14 protein-coding genes are annotated in these 15,542 nt (G+C 68.1%); 11 read left to right on the top strand and 3 right to left on the bottom strand.

Annotated elements, in window-relative coordinates; translation table 11 throughout:
- Positions 1–107: 107 nt before the first annotated feature.
- Entirely contained in the window at positions 108–854 is a 747-nt protein-coding gene (locus RHOOR92_RS0118105) for an electron transfer flavoprotein subunit beta/FixA family protein (protein ID WP_027490890.1), read from the bottom strand.
- Positions 855–1,179: 325 nt separating this feature from the next.
- On the opposite strand from RHOOR92_RS0118105, the gene RHOOR92_RS0118100 reads away from it, so the two are divergent.
- Complete coding sequence (locus RHOOR92_RS0118100; protein WP_007510885.1) at positions 1,180–2,166, top strand: glycosyltransferase family 2 protein; 987 nt, start codon at positions 1,180–1,182, stop codon at positions 2,164–2,166.
- Entirely contained in the window at positions 2,159–3,097 is a 939-nt protein-coding gene (locus tag RHOOR92_RS0118095) for a glycosyltransferase family 2 protein (RefSeq protein WP_027490889.1), read from the top strand. Before RHOOR92_RS0118100 ends, RHOOR92_RS0118095 begins: the two co-directional genes overlap by 8 nt.
- 18 nt (positions 3,098–3,115) lie before the next feature.
- Here the strand turns inward: RHOOR92_RS0118095 and RHOOR92_RS0118090 are convergent, their stop codons facing one another.
- Entirely contained in the window at positions 3,116–4,726 is a 1,611-nt protein-coding gene (locus tag RHOOR92_RS0118090) for an electron transfer flavoprotein-ubiquinone oxidoreductase (RefSeq protein WP_027490888.1), read from the bottom strand.
- Positions 4,727–4,895: 169 nt separating this feature from the next.
- Between RHOOR92_RS0118090 and RHOOR92_RS0118085 the strand changes: the two genes are divergently transcribed.
- From RHOOR92_RS0118085 to RHOOR92_RS0118055, 8 genes are all read left to right on the top strand, one after another.
- Positions 4,896–6,293, top strand: a complete 1,398-nt coding sequence (locus RHOOR92_RS0118085) for an amidase (protein ID WP_027490887.1) — start codon at positions 4,896–4,898, stop codon at positions 6,291–6,293.
- A 156-nt stretch (positions 6,294–6,449) separates the two neighbouring features.
- Positions 6,450–7,367, top strand: a complete 918-nt coding sequence (gene cysD, locus RHOOR92_RS0118080; RefSeq protein WP_027490886.1) for a sulfate adenylyltransferase subunit CysD — start codon at positions 6,450–6,452, stop codon at positions 7,365–7,367.
- Positions 7,367–9,259: an adenylyl-sulfate kinase gene (gene cysC, locus RHOOR92_RS0118075; protein WP_027490885.1), complete on the top strand. Its 1,893-nt coding sequence runs from the start codon at positions 7,367–7,369 to the stop codon at positions 9,257–9,259. Before cysD ends, cysC begins: the two co-directional genes overlap by 1 nt.
- 88 nt (positions 9,260–9,347) lie before the next feature.
- Positions 9,348–10,448, top strand: a complete 1,101-nt coding sequence (gene gcvT / locus RHOOR92_RS0118070) for a glycine cleavage system aminomethyltransferase GcvT (RefSeq protein WP_027485622.1) — start codon at positions 9,348–9,350, stop codon at positions 10,446–10,448.
- Between the two features lie 91 nt (positions 10,449–10,539).
- Positions 10,540–10,935, top strand: coding sequence for a glycine cleavage system protein GcvH (gene gcvH, locus RHOOR92_RS0118065; RefSeq protein ID WP_007510870.1), 396 nt, complete (start codon positions 10,540–10,542; stop codon positions 10,933–10,935).
- A gap of 137 nt (positions 10,936–11,072) precedes the next feature.
- Complete coding sequence (locus RHOOR92_RS19780; RefSeq protein WP_155950271.1) at positions 11,073–11,492, top strand: hypothetical protein; 420 nt, start codon at positions 11,073–11,075, stop codon at positions 11,490–11,492.
- Positions 11,493–11,545: 53 nt separating this feature from the next.
- Complete coding sequence (gene metJ, locus RHOOR92_RS20060) at positions 11,546–12,082, top strand: met regulon transcriptional regulator MetJ (protein ID WP_081491641.1); 537 nt, start codon at positions 11,546–11,548, stop codon at positions 12,080–12,082.
- A gap of 385 nt (positions 12,083–12,467) precedes the next feature.
- Positions 12,468–13,496: an energy transducer TonB gene (locus RHOOR92_RS0118055; protein ID WP_007510865.1), complete on the top strand. Its 1,029-nt coding sequence runs from the start codon at positions 12,468–12,470 to the stop codon at positions 13,494–13,496.
- Between the two features lie 69 nt (positions 13,497–13,565).
- On the opposite strand, the gene RHOOR92_RS0118050 is transcribed toward RHOOR92_RS0118055, so the two are convergent.
- Positions 13,566–14,879, bottom strand: a complete 1,314-nt coding sequence (locus RHOOR92_RS0118050; RefSeq protein WP_027485624.1) for a serine hydrolase domain-containing protein — start codon at positions 14,877–14,879, stop codon at positions 13,566–13,568.
- Between the two features lie 55 nt (positions 14,880–14,934).
- Between RHOOR92_RS0118050 and RHOOR92_RS0118045 the strand changes: the two genes are divergently transcribed.
- Entirely contained in the window at positions 14,935–15,522 is a 588-nt protein-coding gene (locus RHOOR92_RS0118045) for a LemA family protein (protein WP_027485625.1), read from the top strand.
- The last annotated feature ends 20 nt before the right edge of the window (positions 15,523–15,542 follow it).

The raw sequence follows: 15,542 nt of genomic DNA, 5'->3' as shown, positions 1-15,542 counted from the left end.
GTCTCCGAAGCTCTTTTGTAGGAGCCCGCTTGTGGGCGATGCTTCTGCTCTGGATATCGAAAGAAAGAGCATCGCCCGCAAGCGGGCTCCTACATACGGGAATGGGGTTACAGCAGGCCTTTCTGCTTCAGTGCGGCGACCAGCTCGGCCGCGTCCTTCACCATGACACCCTTGCTGCGCTTGGCCGGCGCGGCGTAGTGCGTGGTCTTCAGGTGGCCGTGCGACTCGACACCGAGTGATCCGAGCTCGATCGTGTCGATCGGCTTGGACTTCGCCTTCATGATGTCCGGCAGCTTGATGAAGCGCGGCTCGTTCAGGCGCAGGTCGGTGGTGATCACCGCCGGCAGTTCCGCTTCGATCACTTCCAGGCCGGCGTCGATCTCGCGGGTTACCGTGGCCTTGCCATCGGCAATCTCGACCTTGCTGGCGAACGTGGCCTGCGGGCGATCCCACAGCGCGGCGAGCATCTGGCCGGTCTGGTTGGCGTCGTCGTCGATCGCCTGCTTGCCCAGGATCACCAGCCCCGGCTGCTCCTTCTCGATCAGCTTGAGGAACACGCGCGCGGCGGTCAGCGGCTGCACGGCGTCGCCGGTGACCACGTGGATGGCGCGGTTCGCGCCCATCGCCAGGCCGTTGCGCAGGTGCGCGGTGAGATCGGCCGGGCCGATGCCGACCACCACCACTTCCGTGGCCACGCCTTTCTCGCGCAGGCGCAGCGCCTCTTCCAGTGCGATGTCGTCGAACGGGTTGGCGGACAGCTTGACGCCGTCGGTGACCACGCCGCTGCCGTCGGGCTTGACCTGGATGCGCACGTTGTAGTCCACGACGCGCTTGTAGCCGACCAGAATTTTCATCGGTGATTCCTGTCTTGTTGGCCGCCCCGGCAGGGGCTCGAAATCGCCATTCTAACCGGCATCGAACAATCGTACGAATTGGACGGTTCTGCGGCGTTGCGACGCAGTGCAGCGGTCAGCCGCTGCGTCGCGCGTACGGTGGATGTCGCCGGCGCCGCTGCGGCGAGGTCGAGCGGGCTGGCCGCGCTGGCTGCGGTGAAGCCGCGGGCGCGGCGGTGCGTTCCGGTATGATGCCGCGATGCCGGGTCGGCCGGCATGTGGCGGTATCGATGGCGTCCCCGTGGTCACCCGACTTGAGCAGGGTCGCCCGCGACAACGAGTGAACATGACGCGGCCTCGCTTTTCCATCGTGCTTTGCACTTACAACGGAGCTGCTTACCTGCAGCCGCAGCTGGACAGCCTGCTGGCACAGACGCGTCTGCCCGACGAGATCGTGATCGGCGACGACGGTTCGACCGATGCCAGCATGGATATGCTGCATGTGTTCGCGCAGCGTGCGCGCAAGGCCGGCATCGCAGTGGAGCTGCGGCGTAACCGGGACACTCTCGGTTATGTCGGCAACTTCTCCGCGGGTTTGCGGGCTGCCGAGGGCGAGGTGTTGTTCCTCTGCGACCAGGACGATGTATGGCGCGCCGACAAGCTGGCGCGGATGGCCGACAGGTTCGAGCGGGATCCCTCGCTGTTGCTGCTGCACAGTGACGCGCGGCTGGTGGATGCGCAGGGCGGCTCGCTGCAGTGTTCGCTGTTCGAGGCGCTGCAGATGACGCCGCAGGAGAAGCGGGCCATTCACGACGGCCACGCGTTCGAGGTGGTTCTGCGGCGCAGTTTCGCGACCGGCGCCACCGCGGCGTTGCGGCGTAGCCTGGTCGAGTTGGCGCTGCCGGTGGAAACGGGCTGGATCCACGACGAATGGTTGACCGCGGTGGCAGCGGCGACCGGTCGGGTCGACTTCATCGACGAGCCGCTGATCGATTACCGCCAGCATGGCGCCAACCAGATCGGCATGCGCAGGCGCACGCTGGCGATGAAGTGGCGGGATCTGCTGCTTCCGCGTGGTCGCCTGCTGTCCGACGAGGCGCTGCGCCTGCGGCGACTGGAGGCGTTCCTGGCGCGGGGCGAATTCCGTGGCAGCGCCGAACGTGTCGCGCAGGTGCACCACAAGTCCAGCCATTTCGATCGGCGCGTGGCGATCGGCCGCCTGCCACGGCTGCGGCGCCTGCCGGCGATCATGCGGGAGGCGCGCAGCGGCTGCTATCGCCGCTACGGCACCGGCGGCCGCTCGATGTTGCGGGATCTGCTGCGGCATGACTGAGATTTCCGTCAGCGGCATCTGTGCGGTGATCGTGAGCTATCAGCCCGATCCGGCGGCGATCGCCGACCTGCTCGGCAGGGTGATGCCGCAGGTCGGCGCCGTGGCGCTGGTCGACAACGCCAGCGGCGGCGACTGGCAGGCGGCGATCGGTGAACTGCTGGCCGCCCATGGCGGGGCGTTGCTGGGCCAGCCGCGCAACATCGGGCTGGCCGCGGCGCAGAACGTCGGCATCGACTGGGCGCGCGCACGCGGCTTTCGCCATGTGCTGCTGCTGGATCAGGACAGCGAGCCGGGCGCCGACATGGTGGCTGCCCTGTGGCGGGCGCTGCAGGTGCTGTCCGCAGCCGGCAAGGTGGCCGCGGTGGGGCCACGCTTCCATGACCCGCGCGAGCACCGCGACGCACCCTTCGTGCGCATCGGTTTCCCGCTGAACCGCAAGCAGTGGTGTGCTGCCGATACGCCATCCGTCGCATGCGATTTCCTGATCAGCTCGGGGATGTTGATTCCGTTGGCCGTGTTGGATCGGGTGGGCCCGATGGACGCAGGCTTGTTCATCGACAACGTGGATCTGGAATGGGGTTTTCGCGCGCGGGCGCAGGGCTATGCGCTGCATGGCGTATGTGCGGCGACCATGTATCACCGTCTTGGCGACGGCCGCCGTGCGCTGCCGTTCGGCCGCGGGCGGATCGTGGTGCATGGTTCGCTGCGGTTGTACTACATGATGCGCAATCGCCTGTTGCTTTACCGGTTGCCGCACACGCCGCGGACATGGGTTGCGCAGGATCTGCCCAGGGTGTTGGCCAAGTTGTTCCTGTTCGGCGTGCTGGTCGGCCCGCGCTGGCGCAACCTGCGTTGCATGCTGCGCGGCCTGCACGACGGCCTGCGGGGCCGGCGTGGGGCGTGCCCGGACGAGCTTTCCGGATACGGCTGAGCGCGAGACTGCGACTGCTTACAGGTTCTGGTAATTCGGCCCCGAACCACCCTCCGGCGTGACCCAGGTGATGATTTCGTACGGGTCCTTGATGTCGCAGGTCTTGCAGTGCACGCAGTTGGCGGAATTGATCTGCAGGCGCTTGCCGTGCGGCGCGCTTTCGTCGGCGACCATCTCGTAGACGTTGGCGGGGCAGAAGCGGGTGCAGGGGTTGTCGTATTCCTCGACGCACCTGGTGGCGCAGATGTCGGTATCGGCCACGTGCAGGTGCACCGGCTGGTCCTCGTCGTGCTCGGTGGCGGCGAAGTAGACGCCGGCCAGGCGGTCGCGCGGCGGCAGCGTGCGCTGCACGTAGTCGCGCTTGGGCTCTTCGTACTCGCCGAGCTTGTGCAGGCTGGACCAGTCGGGCTTGTTCTTCAGCGTCCACGGCGACAGCCCGCCGGTGGCGGTTTCCCAGGCGGCGTTGAGCATGCCGAACCACAGGCCCTTCTTGAACGCGGGCTTGATGTTGCGCACCTTCCGCAGCTCGGCCATCGCTGCCGAGCCGCGTAGCTTCGCATCGAAGCCGATGGCGTCGAGGCCATTGGCGGCCAGGTGCTCGGCGGCGAGCATGCCGCTCCTGATCGCCTGGTGGGTGCCTTTCACCTTCGGCACGTTGAGCAGGCCGGCGGTGTCGCCGATCAGCAGCGCGCCGGGCATCTCGCATTTCGGCAGCGACTGCCAGCCGCCGGTGACGATCGCGCGCGCGCCAGCGGAGAGGATGCTGCCGCCTTCCAGCAGCGGCAGGTTCATCGGGTGGTTCTTCCACTGCTGGAACGCTTCCCACGGCTGGTACTTGGGGTCGCTGTAGTCGAGCCCGCTGACGTAGCCGAGCGCGATGCGGTCCTGCTCCAGGTGGTACATGAAGCTGCCGCCGTAGGTGTGCGTGTCGGCGGGCCAGCCGAAGCTGTGCACGATCTTGCCCGGGGTGACGCGGCCGGGCGGCAGCTGCCACAGCTCCTTGATGCCGATCGAGTAGCCCTGCGGGTCGCTGTCCTTGTCCAGCGCGTAGCGCTTGATCAGCCGCTTGGTGAGGCTGCCGCGCGCGCCTTCGGCAAGCACGGTGACCTTGGCCTTGATGTCGATGCCCTGGGTGTAGCCGGCCTTGTGCGAACCGTCCTTCGCCACACCCATGTCGCCGATGCGCACGCCGGCGACCGAACCGTCTTCGTTGTAGATGTTGTCGGCGGCGGCGAAGCCGGGGAACACGTCGACGCCCAGCGCCTCGGCCTGCGGCGCCAGCCAGGCGCACATCGCGCCCAGCGAGACGATGAAGTTGCCGTGGTTCTTCATGCCCGGCGGCACCATCATCTTGTGCCCGCCGGTTTTGCTGAGCAGCCAGAACTCGTCCTCGCCGGCCGGCACGCAGACCGGCGGCGGGTTGGCGCGCCAGCCCGGCAGCAGCGCGTCCAGCGGCTGCGGCTCGATCACCGCGCCGGACAGGATCTGCGCGCCGATGGTCGAGGACTTCTCGATCACGCACACGCTCGTGTCCGGCTTCAGCTGCTTCAGGCGGATCGCGAACGACAGGCCGGCCGGGCCGGCACCGACCACGACGACGTCGTATTCCATGGTTTCGCGTTCGCTCATGGCGGACTCCCTGGAGCTGGGTGGCGGCGCAGGCGCTTGCCGTGCGCGCGGGTATGGGTCAGGTCGCCATTGTCCGTTTTCGCGCGCCGTGCGGCAACGCGTGCTGCGCTACCGCTTGCAATCGTTTCACCGGAGGCGGCGATAATCGGGCCAAGCCACGGGAGCGTTCATGAATTCGATGCCGCCGATCGCCGATCTCGACCTGCGTCGCGCCTCGCTGTGCCAGTTGCTGCACTGGCTGGCGGCGGGCCGCGTGCAGCCGCAGGCGCTGGCCGACGTCTACCAGCAGGCCATCGAGCGTATCGATCCGCAACTCCATGCTTACGTGGACCAGCGTTCGGGCCTGGTGCAGGATCAGGCGGCACTGGCCGAACGGCGCCGCCGCGACGGCGTGATCGGCCGGCTCGACGGTATTCCGATCGCGCTGAAGGACAACTTCGACATCGCCGGCTGGCCCACCCGGGTCGGCCTGCCCGGTCGCGGCAAGCCGGTACGCGAGGATGCCCACGTGGTGGCGCGGCTGCGCGCGTCCGGTGCGGTGCTGCTGGGCAAGACCAACATGGACGAGGGCGCGCTGGGCGCGGTCACCGACAACCCGCACTTCGGCGCCACCCACAACCCGCACCGGCACGGCTATACCGCCGGCGGTTCCTCCGGCGGTGCGGCGGCCGCGGTGGCCGCGGGTCTGGCGGTGGCGGCGGTGGGTTCGGACAGCCTCGGTTCGATCCGCATCCCGGCCAGCTATTGCGGCGTGTATGCGCTGAAGCCCACCCACGGCGAGATCTCCGCGCGCGGCCTGGTGCCGGCGGCGCGCCGGCTCGACGCGGTCGGTTTGCTGGCGCGCAGCGCCGACGACCTCACCGTGCTGCTGCAGGTACTGGCCGGCTACGACGCCGACGATGCGCGTTCGCGCCGGCGCCGGGTCGCGTTCGCGCTGCCGGACTGGGAGCCGGGCAACCTGCGCGCGGGGCTGCTGCCGGACCTGGCCGCGGTCGGCGTGCAGCCGGAAGTGATCGAGGTGTTCGAGGCGGCCATGGCGAAATTGCCGCATGCGCTGGGCGACCGCCGCACGGTCGACTTCGCCGACTGGGATTTCGCGCGCACCCGCCGCGCCGGCCTGCTCCTGATGGAGGCGGAGATGCTCGGCACCTTCGCCGCGGACCTGGCCGATAGCAGGCGCCCGGTGTCGGAACGTTTCCGCCGTCTGCTCGGCTACGCCGCCGGCAAGAGTGCGGCCGATTACGCGGTGGCCGATCGCGTGCTCGACGCGGCCACCCTGAAGATGCGCCGGCTGTTCGCCCAGGTCGACGTGCTGGTGCTGCCGACTACGCCGCAGGGTGCGTTCCCGCTGGGTGGTCCGGTGCCCGATTCGCAGGCCGACCTGACCAGCTTCGCCAGCCTGGCCGGTTGCCCGGCGGTGAGCCTGCCGATGGGCATGCTGCCGAACGGCATGCCGGTGGGCCTGCAACTGGTCGGCGCGCGCGGCTCGGACCTGCGCCTGCTGGAGCTGGCCTCGGTGTGCGCGGCCACGCTGGATGCCGAGCCGACGTACCCGGCGATCGCCTGAGCGCATCCATACCGTGGCGCGAGGGCGCCCGCATATGCCGCACGCGCAGGCGACTGCCGATCGAGATTATTTCGGAACCCCGCCGGTGTTCGCGTAACATGGCCGGATGACCGGCGCGCGGTGGCGCGCCGCGCAAGGCCAGCCTGGGTTCCACGCATGAACATCGACAACGTACCGGCGCGCTCGCACCTGGACGATCTGGAAGCGGAGAGCATCCACATCTTCCGCGAGGTGGCGGCCAGCTTCCGCCATCCGGTGATGCTGTATTCGATCGGCAAGGATTCCTCGGTGCTGCTGCACCTGCTGCGCAAGGCGTTCTACCCGGCGAAGCCGCCGTTGCCGCTGCTGCACGTGGATACCACCTGGAAGTTCCGCGAGATGATCGCGTTCCGCGAGCGGGTGGCGGCGAGCGGCGACGTGCAGGTGCTGGTGCACATCAACCAGGACGGCGTGCGCCAGGGCATCTCGCCGCTGACCCATGGCGCCACCGTGCATACCGACGTGATGAAGACCCAGGCACTGAAGCAGGCGCTGGACCAGTACGGCTTCGATGCGGCGATCGGCGGTGCGCGGCGCGACGAGGAGAAGTCGCGCGCGAAGGAGCGCGTGTTCTCGTTCCGCAACGGGCAGCACCGCTGGGACCCGAAGCGCCAGCGCCCGGAGTTCTGGCACACCTACAACACGCAGATCCGCCAGGGTGAGAGCGTGCGCGTGTTCCCGCTGTCCAACTGGACCGAGATGGACGTGTGGCTGTACATCCGCCGCGAGGCCATCCCGGTGGTGCCGCTGTACTTCGCCGCGCCGCGCCCGGTGGTGGCGCGCGACGGCGCGCTGATCATGGTGGACGACGAGCGCTTCACGCTGCGCGAGGGCGAGGCGGTGGAAATGCGTGAAGTGCGCTTCCGCACGCTGGGCTGCTACCCGCTCACCGGCGCGGTGGCATCGTCCGCCGACACGCTGGACAAGATCATCGCCGAGATGGCCGACTCGCGCAGTTCCGAGCGGCAGGGCCGGGTGATCGACCACGACCCCACCGCCTCGATGGAGCGCAAGAAGCTGGAGGGCTACTTCTGATGGCCGCCCCGACCGCTTCCGCCATCACGGCTGCCGCCGCCGGCCAGGGCCTGCTGCGCTTCATCACCTGCGGCAGCGTGGACGACGGCAAGAGCACCCTGCTCGGCCGCCTGCTGTACGACGCCGGCATGGTGCCGGACGACCAGCTCGCCGCGCTGGCGCGCGACAGCCGCCGGCTGCATGCCGACGCCGGCGACGCGCTGGACTTCGCCCTGCTCACCGACGGCCTGGACGCCGAGCGCGAGCAGGGCATCACCATCGACGTCGCCTGGCGCTACTTCCACACCGCGCGACGCAGCTTCATCGTGGCCGACTGCCCCGGCCACGAGCAGTACACCCGCAACATGGCCACCGGCGCCTCCAACGCCGAGCTGGCGGTGGTGCTGGTGGACGCGCGCAAGGGCCTGCTGCCGCAGACCCGCCGGCACACTTATATATGTGCGCTGCTGGGCATCCGCCGGGTGGTGCTGGCGGTGAACAAGATGGACCTGGTCGGCTGCGACGAGGCGGTCTACCGCGGCATCACCGACGCCTACCGGGCGCTGGCGCAGTCGCTGGGCATCGCCGAAGTGGCGTGCCTGCCGGTGATCGCGCCGGACGGCGACAACGTGGGCTCGCGTTCGTCGCGGATGCCCTGGTACACCGGCGCCAGCCTGCTCGAACTGCTGGAATCGGCCGACGTCACGCCACTGAGCGCCGGCGATTTCCGCATGCCGGTGCAATGGGTGAACCGGCCCGACCAGTCGTTCCGCGGCTACGCCGGCACCATCTGCGGCGGCCGCGTGGCGAAGGGCGACGAGGTGATCGTGCAGCCCGGCGTGCAGCGTGCGCGCATCGCGCGCATCGTCACCGCCGACGGCGAGCTGGACAGCGCCGGCGACGGCCAGGCGGTGACGCTGTGCCTGGACCGCGAGATCGACGTAAGCCGCGGCGACGTGATCGCCGACGCGCTGCACCCGGCACCGGTCGCCGACCAGTTCGCCTGCCACCTGCTGTGGCTGGGCGACAACGCGCTGCTGCCGAACCGCACCTACTGGCTGAAGCTCGGCACGCGCACGGTGAACGCGCGGGTGATGTCGATCAAGCACAAGGTGGACGTCAACAGCCAGGCCAAGCTCGCCGCGCGGCAGCTGCTGCTGAACGAGGTGGGCTACTGCACGCTGGGCCTGGACGACGAGGTCGCGTTCGAGGCGTATGCGGACAACCGCACGCTCGGCGGCTTCATCCTGATCGACCGCCAGAGCAACGCCACGGTGGCCTGCGGCATGCTGGATTTCGCGCTGGGCCGCTCGGCCAACGTGCACTGGCAGCACGTCGACATCGACAAGGGCGTGCGCGCCTCCAGCAAGGGGCAACAGCCGCTGTGCCTGTGGTTCACCGGCCTGTCCGGCGCCGGCAAGTCCACCATCGCGAACCTGGTCGAGCGCCGCCTGCACGCGCTGGGCTGCCACACCTACCTGCTCGACGGCGACAACGTGCGCCACGGCATCAACAAGGACCTGGGCTTCACCCCGCAGGATCGCGTGGAGAACATCCGCCGCATCGCCGAGGTGGCGCACCTGATGGTGGACGCCGGGCTGATCGTGCTGGTCAGCGCGATCTCGCCGTACCGCAGCGAGCGGCGCTCGGCGCGCGAACTGTTCGCCGCGGCGGAGTTCATGGAGGTGTTCGTGGACGCGCCACTGGAGGAGTGCGAGCGGCGCGACCCGAAGGGCCTGTACCGCAAGGCGCGCGCCGGCACGATCCGCAATTTCACCGGCATCGACGCGCCGTACGAGCGGCCCGAAGCGCCGGACATCCACCTGCTGAGCGGCGGGCAGCGCCCCGAGCAGCTGGCCGAGCAGGTGGTGGCGCGGGTGCTGGCCGCGCTGGATGGCGCCGCGGGCGGTTGAGCCACCGCGGCCAACGGCCGCGCCCGGCTTGGATTGCCCGCTGCCGGCGGCGATAATGCGGGACTTTCCTCCGCAAGGCGCCGCCGCGATGACCGAGAAGACCGTACTCAACGCCACCCACCGTGCGCTCGGCGCGCGCATGGTCGACTTCGGCGGCTGGGACATGCCGATCAACTACGGCTCGCAGATCGAGGAGCATCACGCGGTGCGCCGCGACGCCGGCATGTTCGACGTCTCGCACATGACCGTGATCGACCTGCACGGCGCGCGCACCAGGGATTTCCTGCGCCACCTGCTGGCCAACAGCGTCGACAAGCTCAAGCTGCACGGCAAGGCGCTGTACTCGTGCATGCTGGACGAGCGCGGCGGGGTGATCGACGACCTGATCGTGTACTACCTCGGCGAGGAGTTCTTCCGGCTGGTCGTCAACGCCGCCACCCGCGCCAAGGACCTGGCCTGGATCGAGCGCCAGGCAAAGGCGTTCGAGGTGGAGGTGAAGGAGCGCCCCGAGTTCGCCATGATCGCGGTGCAGGGCCCCAACGCCCGCGCGAAGGTGCTGGGCCTGCTGCACGAGGTGGACCGTCCGCGCATCGAGAAGCTCGGCAAGTTCAGTGCCGCCGCCGCGCAGGGGCCGCACGGCATGCCGTTGTTCGTGGCGCGCACCGGCTACACCGGCGAGGACGGTTTCGAGATCATCGTGCCGGCCGAGCACGCCATCGCGCTGTGGGCGGCGCTCGTCGCCGCGGGCGTGACGCCGGCCGGCCTCGGCGCGCGCGACACGTTGCGCCTGGAAGCGGGCATGAACCTGTACGGCCAGGACATGGACGAGAGCGCCACGCCGTGGGAGGCGAACCTGGGCTGGACCGTCGCGCTGGACGAGGGCCGCGACTTCATCGGCCGTGCCGCGCTGGAGGCACAGAAGGCGACGGGCGTGCCGCGCGTGATGGTCGGTCTGGTGCTGGACGAGAAGGGCGTGCTGCGCCACGGCCAGAAGGTGCTCACCGCGAACGGCGAGGGCGAGATCCTCTCCGGCAGCTTCGCGCCGACGCTCGACAAGGCGGTGGCGTTCGCACGCATACCCGTGGGCGAGCCGGGCGCGATCCGCGTGGATATCCGCGGCCGCGAAGTGCCGGTGCGCCTGGTGAAATATCCGTTCGTGCGCGACGGCAGGCCCTGCGAGGGGATCTGAGCGACGCCCGGCATGACACGTTTTTCCAACGGCGGATGTGGCTAGAATCACCGCCTGTAACCCGACCCAACCCAACGACTGGACCCCGATCATGAGCGAGATTCCCGGCGATCTGAAATTCCTCAAGTCCCACGAGTGGGCCCGCGCCGAAGACGACGGCCTGGTCCGGGTGGGCATCTCCGACCACGCGCAAGACCAGCTCGGCGACCTGGTCTACGTCGAGCTGCCCGAAGTCGGCTCCGCGGTGAAGGCGGGTGCCGGTGCGGCCGTGGTGGAGTCGGTGAAGGCTGCCTCGGACATCTACTCGCCGGTGTCCGGCGAGGTCGTCGCGGTCAACGAGCTGCTCAACGACAAGCCTGAGACCATCAACGAGGACGCGTTCGGCGAAGGCTGGATCTTCCTGGTGCGTCCCAGCGATCGCGGCGAGCTCGACGAGCTGCTCGACGCGAACGACTACGAGGAACTGGTCGAGAACGAAGACCACTGACCTCGCACGCGATCAGGTTCGACCTTGCCGGCCGCCCAGTGCGGCCGGCGGCGTTTTTGCGACGGCGACTTGCTGTCCGCGGCGTGCGTGCAGCCGGCGTCGCGCAGGCGCGCCTTCGTCGACGCGACGTGTCCGGCATGACGTCGAGCGAGCGCCTCGGCGACGAGTGCCCGACGCCGCCGCGCGTTTCGTTCGCGCCGTCGCCGGGGCGAGGGCAGGGTGGGCGAGGGATTTTTTTTGCCTGCGTCGGAACGCGGGTCCGGGTGGTTTCAGTCGTGTTCCGTTCATCTGCAGGCCACCTGCCGGCGGCTCGGAACGCGCCTCGCGCGAATGGCGCCGTGCGATGCTCATTTTCCGGTACGCCATGGCTGCATGTCTTGAAATCGTTGTGTACCAACGGTTTCAAGGGGTACAAAGATTTTCTTGAAAATATCGTATGGACGTCCAGACGTCTATTCGATGAATCGTGCAAATGCCCCGAAAGCCTTGTTGCGGCAGGCCTCGGGGCGGTTTGGGGCGGCTGCAAGCGGGTGGAATTGATGACTGAAATCAATTGACAGGCGAAATCTTCGGGGATAGCTTTCGCAACAGATCACGGGGAATGCGTTTTATGGCGACAACGAAATTCATCAAGCCGTATGTCGAGCACGGTGAAAAGGCCAATGCAGTACGCAAGATCACCGTCTCGATTCCGCTGCATGTGCTGCGGCGGCTTTCTGATTTGCGCACCCACCGTCAAGTGAACAATCTTCGGCACGCTACCAACAGTGATGTGTTGGTCGAAGCGTTCCTGCACGCTTTTACTGGGCAACCACTGCCAACTGATGAGGAGCTGAGACGAACCATGGCCACTGCCAAGAAATCCGCTGCAAAGAAACCGGCCGCCAAGAAGGCCGCCGCCAAGAAACCCGCCGTGAAGAAGGCCGCCGCCAAGAAGCCGGTTGCCAAGAAGCCGGCCGCCAAGAAGGCTGCCGCCAGGAAGCCGGCCGCCAAGAAAGCTGCCGCCAAGAAGCCGGCGGCCGCCAAGAAAGCTGCCGTGAAGAAGGTCGCGAAGAAGGCTGCGCCGAAGAAGGCCGCCGCCAAGAAAGCTGCACCGGCCAAGGTGGTGAAGGCCACCAAGACCGCGAAGGCCAAAGCGAAGAAGTAAGGCGACACGCGACACCCCACAATAAGACAAGCCATCGACTTCTCTCCCCGCGGTGCCCAGCGCGGGGAGAGCACTTCGAGAAGCCTTCGTCCCGGCCTGGCCGGGACGCTTCGTTTCAGGGGGTGGAATATCCGTGCGCGCAACCGGCGGCGTGCCCGCGTTGCCTTTCGCCGCCCACCCCGAGCGTGCCGTTTTCCGAAGGTCGCGACGATGCCTGCCTGGAACAGATTTCCGGCCGGTAGCGTGACCTTGCGCATGATTTGCCGTGCTTCGCCATTGGAGTTACCTTCTGCACATCCGCGCCGCGGTGAATCCGGGGGATTCGCCGCTCCTGGATCGACAGGGGGAAAAAGCGCGGGTATCTGTCGACACTCAGTGAGAGACCATGGATACCCGATACATACTTGATACGCGTCGGCATGCGCGTGGGGCCGTCCGGCCCCTGGTCATTGCCATCATCGCCATCTTCGCCTTGCTCGCCGTGGGTGCGTGGTTCCTGATCATCAAGCCGCACCAGGACCTGATCATGGCCGACTCGGGCGGTCATCCGTCCACACCGGTTTCCACCGCGACGCGGGCGGCGCCGCCGCCGCCGGCCAATGTGGCCGCGATGGATCTCAACCAGTTGCTCGCCGAGGCGCGCACCGCGATGAACGAGCAGCGCTACCTGGCACCGGCCGGCAACAACGCGTTCGAGTTCTATCTGCGCGTGCTGGAAAAGGAGCCCGGCAACAAGGTGGCCTCCGACGCGTTGCGCGAGACGTTCCCGTTCGCGGCCAGTTCGGCCGAGCAGGCGATCAACTCGCGTGACCTCGGCGAGGCACAGCGCCAGATCGAGCTGCTGGCGAAGGCCGATCCGGCCAACTTCACGCTGACCATCCTCCGCTCCAAACTGGATGCCCAGCGCAAGACGCTGGACAAGCAGCAACAGCAGGCCGTCGATCAGGAAAAGGCCGCACAGCTGGCCGCCCAGAAAGCCGCGGCGGACAAGCTGGCGGCGGATCAGCTGGCCGAGCAGCAGAAGGCACAGCTGGCCGCGCAGCAGAAGACGGAGCAGTCGCGCGTCGCGCAGCAGCCGCGTCAGCAGTCGGCGGCGGATGGCGGCGCCTCCGCTGCGGCGGACGGCGGCGGCACGGCGGCAGGCGGGACCACGGCGGCGGTGCTGGTGAAGGGCGCGGCCGCCCGCTATCCCACGGCCGCGATGCGCGCCCGCCAGGAAGGCTGGGTGGTGGTGTCGTTCACGGTCGATCCGGACGGCAGGACCAGCGACGTGAAGGTGGTCGAATCGCAGCCGCGGCATGTCTTCGACCGCGCCGCGGTCGATGCGGTGGAGCGTTACCGCTTCAACCCGGCGATGAAGGATGGCGTGGCCGTTTCCAGCGTCAAGCAGCAGCGGATCGAGTTCAAGCTCTGATCGGAGCGTGAGCGTGGCAACCCGGGCGGCGCATGTTTCGCATGCGCCGCCCTTCTTTTGGGCGGCGGCTCAGCGGTGCCGCGGCGTGCGGCGATGCACGCGTGGTTTCGCCTTGGCCTTCGCCCGGGGTTGCGCCACCGGCTTGGCGGGGCTCTCGAGGTTGGCCCAGTCGACGTGCGGCAGGCCCAGCAGGTCGTCGAACACCATCGGCATCAATCCGCTGGGTGTGGGGCCGGTGGAGTTCCACAGGGTGACCACGCCGGCGCGGTATTTCGGGAAGAAGCCGATCATGGTGCGATAGCCCGCCACGGCGCCGGCGTGATAGATCAGCGTTTCGCCGCCGTATTCGTAGACCCGCCAGCCGAGTCCGTAGTACGCGCCGCTCAGCCGCCCGCGACGCCAGGCGGTGGCGTACAGTTCGCTGGGGGTGGCGACGCCGGGCGTGTGCAACGTGTCCAGCAAGGAGGTGGGCAGCACGTCCTGGCGACCGCCCATCTGTGCGATCAGCCACTTCTCCATGTCGCGCAGGCTCGCGTTGACGCCGGCCGCCGGCGCGACCCGGTAGTAGGTCTCGCTCGGATCGAACGGCACCCAGCCCCGGCTGGTGGCACGGTGCGGGCGCGCCCAGCTCTTGCTGGATTCCAGCGCGGCCCGGCCGTAGCTGGCGGTGGTCATGCCCAGCGGATAGAAGATGCGCTTGTCGACCTGGTGATAGAAGAAGTCGCCGGTGCGGGCGAGCACCACGTCGCCGATCATGCTGAAGGCGACGTTCTGGTAGCCGTAGCACTGGCCCACGCCGCAGATCATGTCGACCTCGTCCAGCTTGCGCACCAGCTCTTCGTACGAAGTGTCGCCTTCGAGCATGTTGTCGTAGGTGTTGCGCGGCAGGCCCAGCCGCTGCCCCAGGATGTCGCCGACGGTGGCCTGCGCGGCGGCCTGCATGTCCTTCAGCTTGAAGTACGGCAGCACGTCGACCAGCTTGGTGTTCCAGTCCAGCTTGCCGTCGTCGACCAGCAGGCCGGCGATGGCGGTGGCGAATGCCTTGGACAGCGAGGCGAGGCGGAACACGGTGTCCGGCTTGATCGGCTGCTTGGTGGCGGTGTCGGCATAGCCGACGGTGCCCTCGAACACCACCTTGCCGTCGATCACCACCGCGGTGGCCAGGCCGGCCACCGCGTCGCGCTGGGCGAGACGGTTCAACCAGCGCTGGTAGTCCGCGAGGGTCTGCTTGACGCGTGCCGGCGGCAGTTGCTGCGGCGCGGTGTCGACACTGATCGACAGCATGGCGGGTGCCGGGGAGGCGGGTGATGCGGCGGCGCGGAGCGGCGTGCAAGCCAGCCCCAGGGTGCCGGCGATCAGCAGGAAGATCTTCTGAAACTGCATGGTATTCTGGCGTGGTTCCGGCGTGGGGATGCGCCTTGGGGTGGAGAGCTTGACGATGGGTCTGATCATCTTCCTGATAGTCGTCGTTCTGATTGTCTTGTACTTCGTGGCGATCTACAACGGACTGGTCACTTCGCGCAACGGCTACAAGAACGCGTTCGCGCAGATCGACGTGCAGCTCACCCGTCGCCACGACCTGATTCCGAACCTGGTCGAGACGGCCAAGGGCTACCTGGCGCACGAGCGCGGGACCCTCGAAGCCGTGGTGCAGGCACGCAACGCGGCGGTCAACGAACTGGCCGGCGCGAAGGCCAACCCGGGCGACCCGGCCGCGATGCAGCAGCTGGCCAGCAGCGAAAACGCCTTGACCCAGACGCTGGGCCATTTGTTTGCGCTGCAGGAGGCGTACCCCGACCTGAAGGCGAACCAGACCATGATGCAGCTCTCCGAAGAGCTGACCTCCACCGAGAATCGGGTGGCGTTCGCGCGGCAGGCCTATAACGATGCAGTGCTGACCTACAACAACCGGCGCGAGGTCTTTCCCGCGTCGTTCGTGGCGAACGGCTTCGGCTTCGCCGCCGCCGAGCCGCTCGCGATCGACAATCCGGCCGTGCGCGACGCGCCGAAGGTCTCCTTCGGCTGATCGCCGCCGCGTCGCGGTGC

Source organism: Rhodanobacter sp. OR92 (genome assembly GCF_000427545.1).
GTDB lineage: Bacteria > Pseudomonadota > Gammaproteobacteria > Xanthomonadales > Rhodanobacteraceae > Rhodanobacter > Rhodanobacter denitrificans.
This window is presented reverse-complemented; position numbering and strand designations above follow the sequence as displayed.

Bases quoted from the DNA above. Each gene is read 5' to 3' on its own strand.
- RHOOR92_RS0118055 (WP_007510865.1), top strand. From the start codon at position 12,468: ATGGATACCCGATACATACTTGATACGCGTCGGCATGCGCGTGGGGCC.
- cysC (WP_027490885.1), top strand. From the start codon at position 7,367: ATGGCCGCCCCGACCGCTTCCGCCATCACGGCTGCCGCCGCCGGCCAG.
- RHOOR92_RS0118105 (WP_027490890.1), bottom strand. From the start codon at position 854: ATGAAAATTCTGGTCGGCTACAAGCGCGTCGTGGACTACAACGTGCGC.
- cysD (WP_027490886.1), top strand. From the start codon at position 6,450: ATGAACATCGACAACGTACCGGCGCGCTCGCACCTGGACGATCTGGAA.
- RHOOR92_RS0118100 (WP_007510885.1), top strand. From the start codon at position 1,180: ATGACGCGGCCTCGCTTTTCCATCGTGCTTTGCACTTACAACGGAGCT.
- gcvT (WP_027485622.1), top strand. From the start codon at position 9,348: ATGACCGAGAAGACCGTACTCAACGCCACCCACCGTGCGCTCGGCGCG.
- RHOOR92_RS19780 (WP_155950271.1), top strand. From the start codon at position 11,073: ATGACGTCGAGCGAGCGCCTCGGCGACGAGTGCCCGACGCCGCCGCGC.
- metJ (WP_081491641.1), top strand. From the start codon at position 11,546: ATGGCGACAACGAAATTCATCAAGCCGTATGTCGAGCACGGTGAAAAG.
- RHOOR92_RS0118095 (WP_027490889.1), top strand. From the start codon at position 2,159: ATGACTGAGATTTCCGTCAGCGGCATCTGTGCGGTGATCGTGAGCTAT.
- RHOOR92_RS0118050 (WP_027485624.1), bottom strand. From the start codon at position 14,879: ATGCAGTTTCAGAAGATCTTCCTGCTGATCGCCGGCACCCTGGGGCTG.
- RHOOR92_RS0118090 (WP_027490888.1), bottom strand. From the start codon at position 4,726: ATGAGCGAACGCGAAACCATGGAATACGACGTCGTCGTGGTCGGTGCC.
- RHOOR92_RS0118045 (WP_027485625.1), top strand. From the start codon at position 14,935: ATGGGTCTGATCATCTTCCTGATAGTCGTCGTTCTGATTGTCTTGTAC.
- gcvH (WP_007510870.1), top strand. From the start codon at position 10,540: ATGAGCGAGATTCCCGGCGATCTGAAATTCCTCAAGTCCCACGAGTGG.
- RHOOR92_RS0118085 (WP_027490887.1), top strand. From the start codon at position 4,896: ATGAATTCGATGCCGCCGATCGCCGATCTCGACCTGCGTCGCGCCTCG.